Annotated in this window: 11 protein-coding genes; 6 read left to right on the top strand and 5 right to left on the bottom strand. The window is 48.9% G+C overall.

What is annotated here, in order from left to right; genetic code table 11:
* Positions 1-75: 75 nt before the first annotated feature.
* Genes I3X05_RS17980 through I3X05_RS17955 form a run of 6 tightly spaced genes read left to right on the top strand, consistent with a single transcriptional unit; the run spans position 76 to position 6,215 of the window.
* Entirely contained in the window at positions 76-606 is a 531-nt protein-coding gene (locus I3X05_RS17980) for a tetratricopeptide repeat protein (protein WP_045572117.1), read from the top strand.
* A gap of 16 nt (positions 607-622) precedes the next feature.
* On the top strand, positions 623-2,851 hold the full coding sequence (locus I3X05_RS17975) for a DUF1566 domain-containing protein (RefSeq protein WP_052702608.1): 2,229 nt from the start codon (positions 623-625) through the stop codon (positions 2,849-2,851).
* Positions 2,852-2,910: 59 nt separating this feature from the next.
* Complete coding sequence (locus I3X05_RS17970) at positions 2,911-3,510, top strand: hypothetical protein (protein WP_193157871.1); 600 nt, start codon at positions 2,911-2,913, stop codon at positions 3,508-3,510.
* 53 nt (positions 3,511-3,563) lie between these two features.
* Positions 3,564-4,133: an HD domain-containing protein gene (locus I3X05_RS17965; protein WP_045572118.1), complete on the top strand. Its 570-nt coding sequence runs from the start codon at positions 3,564-3,566 to the stop codon at positions 4,131-4,133.
* 26 nt (positions 4,134-4,159) lie between these two features.
* The gene (locus tag I3X05_RS17960) at positions 4,160-5,062 is read left to right on the top strand and encodes a hypothetical protein (RefSeq protein ID WP_045572119.1); all 903 of its coding nucleotides are present in this window, start codon (positions 4,160-4,162) and stop codon (positions 5,060-5,062) included.
* Positions 5,031-6,215, top strand: coding sequence for a sel1 repeat family protein (locus I3X05_RS17955; protein ID WP_197541325.1), 1,185 nt, complete (start codon positions 5,031-5,033; stop codon positions 6,213-6,215). Before I3X05_RS17960 ends, I3X05_RS17955 begins: the two co-directional genes overlap by 32 nt.
* Before the next feature lie 14 nt (positions 6,216-6,229).
* On the opposite strand, the gene I3X05_RS17950 is transcribed toward I3X05_RS17955, so the two are convergent.
* The 5 genes from I3X05_RS17950 to glpQ all read right to left on the bottom strand — a co-directional run bounded on the left by I3X05_RS17950 (position 6,230) and on the right by glpQ (position 14,277).
* Complete coding sequence (locus tag I3X05_RS17950) at positions 6,230-7,483, bottom strand: aromatic amino acid transport family protein (RefSeq protein WP_045572120.1); 1,254 nt, start codon at positions 7,481-7,483, stop codon at positions 6,230-6,232.
* A gap of 275 nt (positions 7,484-7,758) precedes the next feature.
* The gene (locus I3X05_RS17945; RefSeq protein WP_045572121.1) at positions 7,759-9,969 is read right to left on the bottom strand and encodes an EAL domain-containing protein; all 2,211 of its coding nucleotides are present in this window, start codon (positions 9,967-9,969) and stop codon (positions 7,759-7,761) included.
* Between the two features lie 256 nt (positions 9,970-10,225).
* Complete coding sequence (locus tag I3X05_RS17940) at positions 10,226-11,569, bottom strand: TldD/PmbA family protein (protein ID WP_193157872.1); 1,344 nt, start codon at positions 11,567-11,569, stop codon at positions 10,226-10,228.
* Positions 11,569-12,954, bottom strand: coding sequence for a TldD/PmbA family protein (locus I3X05_RS17935; protein ID WP_193157873.1), 1,386 nt, complete (start codon positions 12,952-12,954; stop codon positions 11,569-11,571). The genes I3X05_RS17940 and I3X05_RS17935 overlap by 1 nt, the downstream gene beginning before the upstream one ends.
* A 264-nt stretch (positions 12,955-13,218) precedes the next feature.
* Positions 13,219-14,277, bottom strand: a complete 1,059-nt coding sequence (gene glpQ / locus I3X05_RS17930) for a glycerophosphodiester phosphodiesterase (RefSeq protein ID WP_193157874.1) — start codon at positions 14,275-14,277, stop codon at positions 13,219-13,221.
* Positions 14,278-14,295: the final 18 nt, after the last annotated feature.

Here is a 14,295-nt window from a genome sequence, read left to right as displayed (position 1 = left end):
GATGATGTAACACATTGATTAAAATTATCAATAGAGAGTATGTTATTCACATTTAAAGCTAATAGAGAACATTCCATGAGTAAAAAGCCCTTTTGGCAAGTTCCGCAAAACTGGATCATCGCGTTGTTGGTGGTCGGCATTGCGGGTTACTTTGCCTATCAAGAGTTCAGCAAACCGAAAGTTAACCGCTTACAGCAGGCCAGTGCCTATTTTGATGCGTTGGAAGCGGAAGAGCGTGCCGAGGCAGAAAAGCAAGCAGCACTTAAAGCCAAGCAACAAGCGGAGCAAGCGTTAGCACAAGCCGCCCAAGCTAAAAAAGAGGCGCAAGCCGCTCAAGAGCGCGCCAATCAAGCTCAGCAACAAAAGCAGCAAATGTATGCGCAAAACTCACGCAACTGGCAGTTAAGAGAGACACAATACTGTAATAGCTATAGTGATAATTCGATTAACTGTGACGTTATTTGTGTCAATGGAAATGGCCAAGAGAGAAAGAAAAATAGTCTCTTTGCAATGTTTGACTCCGCTGTGGGTTGGTATGGTAGTGATGCACCGCGTTACTACCGTTCTTATACCGCTTACTACCAAGCCGTTTGTGCCAATTTATAAAAAAGAGTTGATCATCATGATGAAAAAAATATTCCTTCCCATAGCGGCGCTAACCATCACCGCCTGTCAGCCTGAACCCAATGTGGCACTGCGTATTGATTGCGGTGAGTTTAATGATCAAGGTGTCGCCATCACCTTAAACGGCAAGCCCATCGGAGATTGCCCGTTGGATATTATGACCCACGCTGGGCAAACCGACATTTCGGTGAACAAAATCTTTGCCGATGCCAGTTACCTTGAAGGCAGCCAAAGCCTGATGTTGGCTGAAAACGTCAATAAGCGGGTTAAGTTTGATCTACAACAGATCTACGGCGAAAACTATTACTACAAAAAAATCACCAAAATTGCAGATGCGCAAGAGTATTTAAAGCGTTTCCCACAAGGGAAATATGCTCAACAAGTGAGTGAAAATTTAGAATATACGATTTACAAAAACGCAACCGACTTGTCGGGTGTGAATGAATATCTCAAGCTATATCCCAATGGCAAGTATTCGATTGAAGTTAGGCAAAAGATTGAAACGTTGTATTTTGAAAAATCCACCACAATAGAAACTGCACGAGAGTATTTAAAGCGTTTCCCACAAGGGAAATATGTTCAGCAGGTTAACGCACGTATAGAGACCTTTCCGCTTATCGCTAACCGTTATTACGACAACCTTGATGGCACCGTGTTTGATAAACAAACTCAGCTGGTTTGGATGCGCTGTAGCCTAGGTCAAAGCTGGGATGGCAAAACCTGCAACGGTGAGGCGAAAAAATATACATGGCATGACGCAACCAAGCTAACGCACAATTTTGCGGGCTCAACCGCTTGGCGCCTACCCACAATTGAAGAGCTGGATTCCTTAGTCTACTGCTCAAAAGGGCGCAAGCCTTCAGAGCGCCCCAATGGTGAGTATGTGGGGGATACCAATGGCTTTTGCCTTGGTAACTACCAAGAGCCGACCATCAACATCAGGGCTTTTCCTAACACGCTGGATTATGCTTATTGGTCGTCTTCGCCCTATTTCTACAATAAAAGTTACTACGCGTGGCTCGTCGACTTCGAGACTGGTCGCGTCGACAACAACCATAAGAGCTACAACCACCGCGTCCGTTTGGTGCGAGCCGAATCAAATCCAAGTACACTTAAACCAGCGTTCTCTTCTTCTGAACAAAAAGAGCCGCCTGCAACCGTGAACCAATATGTGGTTAATCCGAATGGAACGGTATATGACAAAGAAACCAACCTTACTTGGATGCGCTGCAGCCTAGGTCAAAGCTGGGATGGCAAAACCTGCACTGGTGAAGCGAAAAAATATACATGGAATGACGCAACCAAACTAACACACCAGTTTGCGGGCTCAACCGCTTGGCGCTTACCCACAATTGATGAGCTGGATTCATTGGTTTACTGCTCGAACGGGCGTAAGCCTTCAGTGCGTCCCAATGGTAAGTATGTAAATGATACCAATGGCTTATGTCTTGGTAACAACTACCAAAAACCGACCATCAACATCAGGGCTTTTCCCAACATGTCAGATAGTTTTAGTTATTATTGGTCGTCTTCGCCCGATGCCAGCAATAGTAACCGCGCGTGGAGCGTCAACTTCTACGGTGGTGACGTCGACAACGACAATAAGCTCAACGACTACCACGTCCGTTTGGTGCGAGCCGAAGCTAATCCAAGTACACCTAAACCAGTGCTCCCTTCTTCTGAACAAAAAGAGCCGCCTGCAACCGTGAACCAATATGTGGTTAATCCGAATGGAACGGTATATGACAAAGAAACCAACCTTACTTGGATGCGCTGTGGCCTAGGTCAAAGCTGGGATGGCAAAACTTGCAACGGTGAGGCGAAAGAATATAAATGGCGTGACGCAATAAAGCTAAAGCACAATTTTGCAGGCTCAACGGCTTGGCGCTTACCCACAATTGATGAGCTAGAGTCGTTAGTTTTATGCTCTGAAGGTCGTCATTTTTCGAGTAATTTTATTAATCAATTGTTTGATACTTATTTTTATTATTCTATGTTTTCAAATAAGTTAGCTGGTCAATGCCGTGGTGAGAGTTATCAGAAACCAACCATTAATTTAATTGCCTTTCCTAATACAGGCAATCAATCGTATTGGTCTTCATCACCATTTATTTATCGAGATACAGCGATAGGAGGATGGGGAGTTTATTTTGGAGATGGTGCAGTAGTGGACGAATTGATAGGAGGGGCTGAAAGCCGTGTTCGTTTCGTTCGCGATGGACGTTAAGATACCTAATGTAGCGGTGTCTAACTGCGCATTGAATTGCATCACTATAGAGAAGCAAAATGAAACCTCGCTTAAACCCACTCAAACCCTATTTGAGCTGTGTGGTGTGCGCTTTGCTGCTGACGGCGTGCGCCAGTTACCCATTAGGAATGAGTGAAGCCCAATGGCTGGCATTAACCCCCGAGCAGCAATATGACGCGCAGCTAAAACAAGCCGAGTTGGATAGGCAACGTGAAGCGCGCCGTTTGGCCGAGCAACAAGCACGCGAACAAGCGCTGAAAGAGCAGCAAGCGCAGCTGGAGTTGGCGCGTGAAAACGCCAAGTATGGCGAGCGGGTGCAATGCGTGCTGCAAAACAGTGAGCTGTACTTTAATAAAAAATGGCGCACGAGCGAGCCCTTGGCGCTCGATCTCTTGGCGAAGCAACCGGCGCAAGCGGTGAAACAAAGCACCGCAGATGGCCGTTATAGTTTCACCCTCTACGCACAGTTTGATGGCCAAACCCTCAGCCTGTGCCGCCATGAAAACAGCCGCCGCCAAGAGTGCGCGCTGATGCTCGGCACCTTTAACGACTACCACCGAGGTTTGCGCCAAACCATCCAGCAAGATAACTGGCTGCGCGGTCAACTGCGCTGCCAGTTTGTACCGAAAGTGTGGTGATAAAGGCAAGGTTAAAGGTGGCATGCTGAGGTAAGTGTAAGCAAGTAGGACAGATGATGAACTGGAACCCCGATGATTACTTAGCCGCGTGGTACTTTGCAGCGCGCGCCCATGCTGGGCAAACCTTCAAAGGCCGACGGCATGATGAGCACTTGCCTTATTGTGTGCATTTAGGCGCAGTGGCAATGGAGGTGATGCATGCACTTAAATCGCGCCCCGATCTTGATGGCCGTTTAGCACTGCAAGTGGCGCTGCTGCATGATGTGATTGAAGATACTTCAACCCGTTATCAGCAAGTGGAAGAAGCGTTTGGGGAGCAAGTGGCGCAAGGCGTGTTGGCACTGAGCAAAAATAAGCAGGTAGGCGATAAGGCAGCGCAAATGGCCGATTCACTGGCGAGGATACAACAGCAGCCAGATGAAATATGGCTGGTGAAGCTGTGCGATCGCATCACCAACTTATCGCCACCGCCACACCACTGGAGCCGTGAAAAAATTGCTGCCTATCGCGATGAAGCGCAGCGCATTTTGGATGCCTTGGGCCGTGCCGATGCAGGCGCTGCGCAGCGATTAAGCGCACGCATTGCCGATTACGCGGCGTTTTGTTCACCGCAAGCTGAGTAGCAGTAAATGAATGGAGTGAAAAGCGCATGAGCCAACTCTCGCTAAGTGAAGCGACACACAGAAATATTCAGGCGTTAAACCAAGCGCAAAGGGCTTCGCTGCTGCCTATAGTGCAGCAGGTACTGCACTATCGCGATTTAGTGGCTCGCCAAGGTTGGTTGGTGCTGGAAGTGGCGCATCAACCCTTTGTCGAACCGGTTTTGAGCCAAGCTGCACAAAGTTATTGTGACAAAGTGATCGAACTTTTGCTGTGGGGGCATGATGCCAGCGCAGTGGCGCAAGTATGCCAGAGAGGGTTGTTGAATCAGCCTTTTTCGGCGTTTGAACAACTGGCGCTGCTGTTGTTTAGCGATGGTATGCTGGCACTGAGCGAGGGCAGGCCACGTGATTATCTGCGCGACATCATGCTCGCGTCACTCGGTTTTGAATGGCAAGCGGCTTTGGAAGAGGCAGAGCAGGCGCGCGAAAGAGAGTATCCGCTTGCACCATTAGTTTGGCAGCCATTCACGGACGCTCAGCTACAACAAGAGTTAGAGAACCACGCGCCCGGCGAGCAAACCCCGTGGCGCGCCGCTTTTTTGTTCGCCCATTTAAGCGATGCACAGTTACAAGCGTTACTGCGTGAAGCTGAGGCCAGCGACTGGATTAATCTGCTGTGGCTGGTGCAAAGTGAACCATTATGGCAACGGTTGGCAGATAACCTGACCCAGCGGACTCAACGCCATTTCCATGAAAGCTATCAACATCATTGGCAAGGTGTCAGACGCAGCCAACCGCTGGCGGCGTATTGGCGAGAGGCGTATCAATCATTCACCAATCTCTATCAGTTGCTGCATGTGCAGCTCGGTGATGAAGCAATGGCGCGCCTGCTTGGCATAACAGAGAGTGAAGCCCCCAATGGCAACGACAGCGACACCAATGGTCACTAAAAGAGTTCCGCTGCATAGCGCCAACCTACTCTTATTGCTAGCAATCAGCAGCTCGGCTTATGCCGTACAAAACAACCTCAAACAGTGGGATAACAATTCCGCCACTTTTCAAAAGGCCTACACGCTATTGCAGCAACATGGCGCATCGCTGGATGTAGAGCTATTTGAAAAGCACCCAGCCGAATACCAAGCCTATTTGCTTGGCAGTTACAGTGCTCAAGCGTATGACTCTCTGCTGGCGATTGAATGGTTGAAACGCGCCTATGCGGATGTAGAGAAACTGAACGAGTTCACTCAGCAGAGTGTGCTCTATCAGTTAGGGTACAGCTATGCGCAGCTTGGTCAGCTGGCCGAGAGTGAAACTTGGTATCGCCGTGCGATAGCCAAAGGCAGTGCCGATGCATGTGTTAACTTAGGGGTCATGTTCGAAACGAAAAAGCAGTTTCAACAAGCGGAACAACTCTACTTAAGTTGTTTACCCGATAACGAGAGTGCCTTGCTTTACCTCAATCTCGGTACGCTTTATTACAACGGACTCGTGAAGCAGGATCAACGATTAGGCGGGGAGTACTGGCAACGCTCGGCAAAACTTGAACCCTTCGACAGCGATATTCAGTACAACTTGGGGGTGTACTACCTCAATACTGAGCGCGACCTAGATAAAGCCCGCTACTACTTTAGCCAGTGCAGTTGGCAAGATGCCGAGTGTGCCAGCGTGTTATCGCATCCCTTGCTGATTGGCCGCAGTGCGGAACAAGCACATTGGCAAGCGTTGCGCCAAGGCAGCGCAGTTGAGCAGCGTCATCTTTTGCAGGCCAGAGCGCAACACCTGTTGCCAGAGCCAGCCTATTTTGACGATCAAACCGCGGAAATTGTGCTCACTACCCGCTGGGATGAAGGCGGCCAATGGCAGAGCATCACCGCAACGACAACCTCTCCAGCTCAGCTGGAAAAAGCGTGTGGTTGGCTGAATCGGCTGATTTGGGTCGATACCTTCTCAGGCGCAAACGCAGAAACTTATTTAAAACTCAACGTAAAGCTCAACCAACCGCAAGCCATTTTGCCCATTTCTTGGCAATACCGTGAAATGAGGTATCAAGTGAGCGAGCAACATGGCCGTTGGCAGTGTGAGGTTGTTCACAGGCCGCGTTGAAGTTATCCGCGCGACTACACCATCGAGAACAAAAGTGCGGATACGGCCAGCAGACCACTAAGCAGAGTAAACCAAGTACTCAGTTTATGGCGGTATTGACGCAAGGCGTCGATTTTGTAAATCGCGTACACAGGCATGATAAAGAGGATCATGGCGATCACTGGTCCTGATAGGGTTTCCATCATGCCGAGGATGCTTGGATTGATGACTGCCGCAATCCAAATGGAAACAAATAGCAGCACGATGGTGATTTTGTCAGCGCTGTTGTTACTGATGCGCGCATGTTTGGTGATAAGGCCATTGAGACTTTCCCGCGCGCCTAAGAAATGCCCTAAAAACGAAGACGTAATGGCGATGAAGGCGACTAGAGGGCCAAACGTGGCGATAAATGGGTTGTTGGTGGCGTTGGCTAGGTAAGAAAGTACCGAGACATTTTGTGCTTTCGCTTCGGCGAGCTGTTCTGGAGAAAGTGCCAGCACACAAGAGAAGACAAACAGCAGGACAAAAGCAATCAGCATAACGCTGGTGCGCTTTAGGATCTGTTCCGATTTTTTCTCAGCGTGCTCTGCGTAATGGCGACGCTGCACATTAGCGAAGCTGGAAATCGCCGCAGCGTGGCTAAAAGAGAACACCACAACGGGTACGGCAAGCCATACCGTTTGCATGAAATCAACGCCACTCGGTATCGTCAATGATGGCAACTGCCAATCTGGGATCAAGTAGAAAGACAAAAATGCCAGAATGGCGGCCAGCGGATAAACCATTACCGCAAAGGCTTTGAGCATCAGCTTTTCTCCGCCGAGCATGATGGCGATTAAGCTCGCTACCAATACGCCGGAGAGTAGCACGCGTGGCAATGAAGCCATGCCCGCTTGGTTGACCATAAAACTATCGACTGTGTTGGTAATGCCAACGCCATAGATGAGCAGGATAGGGAAAATAGACAAAAAGTAGAGCAGTGAAATCAAACGGCCGGCTTGGCTGCCAAAGTGTTCTTCCACCACGTCGGTGAAGTCCGCGTTGCGCTGTTGAGAAGAAAGGACAAAGCGTGCTAATCCTCGGTGGCCAAGAAAGGTCATAGGAAATGCGACCAGTGCCATCAGCATCAGTGGCCAGAAACCGCCAATACCTAAGTTGATTGGCAGAAACAAAATGCCCGCTCCTACCGCGGTGCCGAAGAGGCTCAGTACCCAATGGGTATCGTGTTTGGACCAAGTGCCAGTTTGTGCCTGATCACTAAAATTTAACGTTTCTCGAGATTCTTTCACTTTGATACTGCCTTTGTGAAAATAATAATTTCGCGAATGTTATACATTTTAGTTTGATATATCACATGGCCAAGCTAGCGATATCTGCTGCAGATCGGCAGATTATGTAAATTATCTGTTTGCTATTTTTTCGACAAAATAGATAAAAGAACTTAATGTGTGATATTTACTGGTTTAATATTGCAAATATTTGTTATTTTTTGGATGTTGGTGTTGCATTCAAAGTGGCGAAAAAGCCAACACATTTGAGCGATTGGTGGGGAAAATGGGTTGCTTTAGATAAATCTGTCTTTTTGACAACGTTTTAAATGGCTAAGCAGTGGCAGCGGTTTGGCAATGCCAAAACCTTGCGCGTAGTCGATACCTAAATCACACAAAATGTCAGCGTGTTGCTCAGATTCGACAAACTCGGCAACCGTGGTCAAGTTCATGGTTTTGGCGACCTGACTGATCGCTTGGACGATGGTTTTGTCCCTATCACTGTGGGTAATTTCTTGTACAAACGAACCGTCAATTTTGATGATGTCCAAAGGCAAACGGCGCAAATAATCAAAGCTGGCGTAACCGGTGCCAAAGTCGTCCAGCGCAATAGTGCAACCGATTTTACGCAACTGCTCAATGGCAATAATCGCTTGTTCCTCATCGCGTAGTGCATCCGATTCGGTGATCTCAAAGCAGATTTTGCCCAGCGGCACACCGTATTGTTGGGCTAAGGAAACCACGCCTTTGACCAAACTATCATCACTGAGCGCTTTGGCGGTGAGATTAATTGAGCAGCGGCCGATACTCTGCCAGTCGTCGACAAATCGACTCAGGCAAATAAAAGTGTGGCTGACAACCCATTTGTCGAGTTCCACTTCCAAACCAAACTCGTTGATGAGCGGGAAAAACTCCGCTGGCGACATCATCGCCTGACCGTCAACTTTAAGCCGTAGTAGTACCTCGAAGTACTCTTCTTTTAAGCGTCCGTGTAGGTTGCGATAGGGTTGGCAATAAAGTTCAAACTGATTGTTTTTAAAACAATTTTGAATGAAGTTGAGCTTTTCCAATTCGGAATATGGCGTGGTGTGCTGGTTGAGCCATTTGATGTCCGTTTGCGCATCACTGTACTGTTCACACAGTGATGAGACCAAGCTTTCCAGATCCTGATCGTACTTTAGGTCAGTGCAATGAATCGTCCGTTTGACTAGGCTAATCGAGGTGTCTTGAAAGTAAAAATGGAACTGATCAAGTAGACGGATCAGGCTCTTTAGCTCGGAATTGAGATACGGTAGACGTGGCACGTAGCAAACCAAGCCTTCAGAAAAAGGTGGCAGGTAGCAGCGTTTAATGTACTGAGTTTTCTCGTTGAGGTAGTGGCTCAGTTGTTTAATCAGTTGCGCACGGCCTCGATGCCCCAAACTGCTCAGCTTGGAAACGGTCGGGGTCAGATTGATGAAAATGAGTACTACGTGACCACTTTGTTCGATATCTTCACGCATCTGCGCGAGATTAAACAGCCCGGTATAAGGGTCTATCCGCTCGCGCACGATCGCCTCGCGGGTGGTGAGGTAGTTTTTGATCGAGTGCGCGCCAAGCATAAACATCAAAGCGGTCATGACAAACAGAACCAGCAAAATACCGTAAAAGTGGCGCTCAGAGAGGATGCCTTGATTGAGGCGACTCACGCCGTCTTCGATCGTCAGTAGCAAGACAAAAGTTGCAAACAGCACTGGCCGAACAAGGCCATATTTGCCAATGCCGACGCCCACCAGACAGATCAGCAGCAGCGACATGGTGTCGCGATAGAGCGAGCTTTCACCAAACAGGGTGAAGACACAAACTAGAACGCAGATGGTGAACCACAAGCGGTAGTGATAGCTGGTGAGGCTGTCTTCATGCATCGCTTTGTCGAGCTGGATATAAGGCGCGTTACTTCCCTCGGCGAGATAGTGGATCACCAGCGTAAACAAGGGCGTTAATACCAACTGTGTCAATGCGCCGCTGAGCACGGAATAAAATAGAAACTGAATATCAAACGGTGCTGCAGTGCCAAAATAGTCACTGATGCTGATCAAAAGCAGGCTATTGGCGATGGGATAAACGAGCCCCAACACAAGAATGTAATAGACTAGCCGCAAAGGAAAATTATGTGCATCAAAGGTCTGCGTAATACGCTGATAAATGGTAGAAAAAAGCAGCGGGATTGCAGGCAAAGCAGTTGAGAAAAGTAATGCAATCACTAACGCTCGATGAGAAAAATAGCTGTAGTAAAACAGCAATCCGGAGACTACGCCAGGAATCACGCGCCATGAGTATTTGAGGAAAATCGCCATGATGAAGGCGGCGGTGAAGGAGAGCACGTGCACCCGATCGGCTTGCACCACATAGAAATTGGATAAGGAGAAACTGCACTGGATAGCCACAAACACCAAGATTTGGCAAAGCAGAAAACGCCGGTTCTGCGTAATATCTTTGGCGAAAAACGATCTCAGTGACGACAACATGTAAGTTCCTGAAAGTGTGCGCAGCGGTGGGCGATGACACCGAACCTTGCTTATAACTCGTTTTATTGTAGTGGCGAATGGCACACTGTTTGCGGCGCATTGTACAAAAAGTTGTGAAAATGACCAAAGCAATGTTGATGATTTCAACAACACTGTCACGAAAGTTGTCAAAGAGAAGGGCTGGTTTGGCTAGGCGCACAAGGGAGAGCGGTGTGCGACGGGAAAAAGGAGGGCATTTGCCCTCCAAGCAATGATTTTATTTCCCGCCAATGCTCAAACGAGCAAAGCGAATCTTCGGCGAGTAAAAGCTGTATGAATCGTTGGCTTCGACCAAGGAGCCAACAGCCTCGATCTCTTTCAACATTTGATAGAAGTTCCCCGCCACAGTAATGCCGCGTACTGGTTGGACTCGTTTGCCATCGCGACACAGAAATCCGCTCGCGCCAAAGGAAAAGTCGCCACTGATAAAATCTGCGCCAGAATGAGCGCCTTGTAAGTCGACCAGTTCTAAGTATTCGCCTGCAGTCACTTCTGCAAAGCTGCTGTTGCCCGAGCCAATGACGGTGTGATGAGCCGAAACTTCTAAGCTGTCTTTCGGTCCACGAGAGGCATGGCCTGTATTGGCGACGCCAAAGTAGGCGGCGGTGTAGCTATTGTGCAGCAAAGAATGGAGTTCGCCTGCGCCAACAATGACCAGATCTTGCGCCGCTGTGCCTTCACTATCAAAACGGCGGATACGAAAACCCCCTTCAACGTAAGCTTGGCTGGAAACCGTTAACAGAGGGTTGGCAATGGCCGCGCCGATTTTATCGCGCAGTGGATTGAACCCTTTCATGGCACTGGACGCTGAGAAACAGGCAGAAAAAGCACCAAACAGCTCGCTTAAGGTGTCAATGGTGAACAGCACAGAGTAGTTGCCCGTTTTGACTGGCGCACCGTCGAGCAGATCACGCGCCTGCTCATAGCCTGCATCAATGCAATACTCAGGATCGAGATCGATGTAACGTCGGCCTAAGCTCATAGCGCCAGCCATCGACTGTTTGCCGTCTTTTTCAAACAGGGTATAGGCGTAAGCGGAATGGTAACGTTCCGTTTGCTGACATAAACTGCCTTGGGTATTGGCAATCAATACTTGGCTGGTTACATCACTGTAGCCGTTGTAGGGTGAGTTGCTGGCATGCGGGCGGCTGACCACGCCTTGTTCCAATCTCAGACTTAGGGCAATTTTGTCATCGACAGTGGCATCACAAGCTTGATTGAGTTCTGGGTAGTCGGCAGTCAGTTGGCTATCGATGACACTGATCTTTTGCTTAGGGTCAACTTTCGCGTACTTGGCGCTTTCTAACGCGTTATTAAGCATGACATCCAAGCTCTCTGTGGCCAGCGATTCAGAGTAGCTGGTGGCGACGCGATCGTTTTTCACGACGCGAACACCAATCACTTGAGAAGTGCTGACTTTGTACTCATCCAACTGGCCTTTGCTGGCTTTGAGTGAGAAGTTATCACTGGTCTGCGCCACGATGTCGGCTTGCGCACCCTTTGCTTTGGCTTGCGTGAGCAGATGATCAATTGCCGCGAGCAGGTGTTGTTTTTGGTCCATTAGTTGCCCCCTCCAACCAGAATATTGTCTACTTTCAATGACGGTTGCCCCACAGTCGTTGGCACAGAACCACTGACAGAGCCGCACATCCCTGGTGCCAGCGCCATATCTTTGCCAACCATGCTGATCTCTTTCAGCACTTTTGGCCCGGTGCTGATCAGTGTTGCGGTTTTCAGTGGCTTAGTGATCTTGCCGTTTTCAATCAGGTAGGCTTCACGCACGGCAAAGTTAAATTCGCCCGTGCCAGGCTGAACGGAGCCGCCGCCCATTTTTTTGGCGTAGATGCCTTTTTCGATGCTGGAAATCATCTCCTCAAGTGAGCTGTTACCTGCTTCAATAAAGGTGTTTCGCATGCGAGAGGTTGGTGCGAACTTATAGTTTTGTCGACGTCCTGAACCAGTGCGCGCGTAACCCGTTTTCATTCCGCCCATCTTATCAACCATAAAGCTGGTCAGTTGGCCATCTTTGATCAATTGAGTACGCTGTGTTTCCATACCCTCATCGTCGATGTGAATAGAGCCCCATTCGTTTGTCATGGTGCCATCGTCCACCGCGTTCACCACCGGATGTGCGATCATCTCGCCCATTTTGTCGTGAAATACCGAGGCTTTTTTTGCCACGGAAGTGGTCTCAAGCAAGTGACCGCACGCTTCGTGGAAAATAACGCCACCAAAACCGTTGCCAATGACCACAGGCATCTCACCGGAAGGGCAGGCATCGGCGTTGAGTTTCACCAGTGCTTGGGCGGCGATGTCGCAACCGAGCGCTTTGGCGTCCAACTGCTGACTGTACTCCCAGCCTGCCAGCGCACCGGGGCCGTCCATCCCTGTACTTTGCTCACTGCCATCTTGGGCAACCGCATTACCTGCTACGCGAACATAGTGGCGAGTGTCGGCAATGTGCAGCCCTTCAGAGTTGAAGATTTCAACCTGCTGTTCCCGTTGCAGCACGCTACCGATAAACTGAACAATTTTTTCGCTCTGGGCACGCGCAGCGAGATCCACTTGGCGCAAAAAGGCGATTTTGGACTCTAAGTTCGGATCGTGCTTGAGCGGCATAGTGCAGCCGTGCTGCACAGGGTAGCGAATAAGGTTGAGTGCGCCAGCATGGGCGATTTGCTCACGTTTATCTTTGGCTGCGAGCAAGCTGGTCACGCGTTTTAGCTCTGTTTCATCCGTGCTGTTGGTGTAGCCGTAAAGCACTTTGTGGCCAAAGAATAGGCGGATACCGATACCAAAATCGATACCTGAGTTGATTTTGTCCACTTCTTTGGAAGTTAGCGAAACAGAACTGGTTTGATGATGTTCTACAAACAGCTCAGCGAAGTCGGCTCCAAGAAACAGAGCATGATCAATGACCGCTTTGGCGGTGACAGCGTTAAGCATGAAATCTCCTTGAGAAATTGTCCTAGGCGCGAGGCCCTAATGCCTTCAAAAATAGCGCGCAGCCTTTTTGAAGCTAGGCGTTATGTTAACATTTTATTAAAGATTTTTTATTCTAAAGCTGGAGGATTGGAACTTGAAAGTGGGCGATCTTACGCGGTAATGCAGCGAAAAGTAAGGAATATCATCGGTTTTTAGTAAAAGCTAATAAAAGAAGAGGCCGTAAATCGGCCTCCAAAAATGGGCATGATTGAAACTGGATTGAGTCTATTTTTGCTCGGACAAAAAGTGCACCGCTTTGTCCGGGAAGTCGGTAAACAGACCGTCTACTTTGACTTTGTTATAGAAAACGTCCAGCATGCCAGCAAAATTTTCTGCGTATGGCGCAATACGGCCAGGGTCTGCGCGGAACGTGTAAGGGTGCACAGCAAGGCCGGCTTGTTTGGCCTCTTGCATGAGCGGTAGAACAATCAGATTGTCTTTGGTTGATTTGTCATCCACGAGCATCGGTTTCCAAGGGCCAATCCCTTCTGCGTAGGTTGCCACTTCTTTCATCGCACCGGGTTTAAAGAACCAGTCGTAATCGTAGGGTGTTGCAGTGTTACCTTGGTACACCATAGTTTCGTTCCAATCGGTGTAGGCAAGAAGCTGCACCAGTTTCAGATCCATTCCCATCGCAGGCATCAATTCATCATTAATGCGTTTAAGCTCAATCGGGTCGAAACATTGCAGGTAGACTTTGCTCTCTTGGTTGGTGTAGCCGTATTGCTTTAACACTTTCAATACCGCAGTACTGATGTCTTTACCTTCATGGCGATGGAACCAAGGTGCTTTGATCTCTGGGTAGATGCCGATATCGTAACCTAACGTTTTGTTAAGCCCTTGGATCAGTTCAATCTCTTCTTGCAGGGTGGGTACAGTGAAATCGCCTTTCCACATCGGGAAACGGTTCGGGAAGCCAGCCACTTTGTTGCCTTTGTCATCTAGGTTAAAACCTTCGGTGACTCGCAGCGATTTGATCTCAGCTAGAGTAAAGTCGATGGCGTAGTAGCGTTTATCCGCACGGGCACGATCTGGAAACTTATCCGCGACGTCCGTTACGCGGTCAAGATAATGGTCATGCAGCACAACCAACTGATCATCTTTGGTCATTACCACATCTTGCTCGATATAGTCTGGTTTCATGGCGTAAGCCAGCGCTTTGGCTTCCAGCGTGTGCTCTGGCAAATAGCCAGAAGCGCCGCGATGAGCAATCACCAAGGGTTTTGCGGTCACGCTGCCAGCTGCCAAAGCAGCGAGAGCGAAATAGAGAGGAGAGAGCTTCATGGAATTTTCCTTGTGTTT

Source organism: Vibrio navarrensis, from assembly GCF_015767675.1.
Taxonomy (GTDB): domain Bacteria; phylum Pseudomonadota; class Gammaproteobacteria; order Enterobacterales; family Vibrionaceae; genus Vibrio.
Note: the sequence above shows the minus strand (reverse complement) of the source record. Positions and strands in the feature narration are given on the sequence as shown.

Excerpts from the sequence above, each read along its gene's own strand:
- I3X05_RS17960 (WP_045572119.1), top strand. The coding sequence starts at position 4,160 with ATGAGCCAACTCTCGCTAAGTGAAGCGACACACAGAAATATTCAGGCG.
- I3X05_RS17975 (WP_052702608.1), top strand. The coding sequence starts at position 623 with ATGATGAAAAAAATATTCCTTCCCATAGCGGCGCTAACCATCACCGCC.
- I3X05_RS17970 (WP_193157871.1), top strand. The coding sequence starts at position 2,911 with ATGAAACCTCGCTTAAACCCACTCAAACCCTATTTGAGCTGTGTGGTG.
- I3X05_RS17945 (WP_045572121.1), bottom strand. The coding sequence starts at position 9,969 with ATGTTGTCGTCACTGAGATCGTTTTTCGCCAAAGATATTACGCAGAAC.
- I3X05_RS17935 (WP_193157873.1), bottom strand. The coding sequence starts at position 12,954 with ATGCTTAACGCTGTCACCGCCAAAGCGGTCATTGATCATGCTCTGTTT.
- I3X05_RS17940 (WP_193157872.1), bottom strand. The coding sequence starts at position 11,569 with ATGGACCAAAAACAACACCTGCTCGCGGCAATTGATCATCTGCTCACG.
- I3X05_RS17955 (WP_197541325.1), top strand. The coding sequence starts at position 5,031 with ATGGCAACGACAGCGACACCAATGGTCACTAAAAGAGTTCCGCTGCAT.
- I3X05_RS17980 (WP_045572117.1), top strand. The coding sequence starts at position 76 with ATGAGTAAAAAGCCCTTTTGGCAAGTTCCGCAAAACTGGATCATCGCG.
- I3X05_RS17965 (WP_045572118.1), top strand. The coding sequence starts at position 3,564 with ATGATGAACTGGAACCCCGATGATTACTTAGCCGCGTGGTACTTTGCA.
- glpQ (WP_193157874.1), bottom strand. The coding sequence starts at position 14,277 with ATGAAGCTCTCTCCTCTCTATTTCGCTCTCGCTGCTTTGGCAGCTGGC.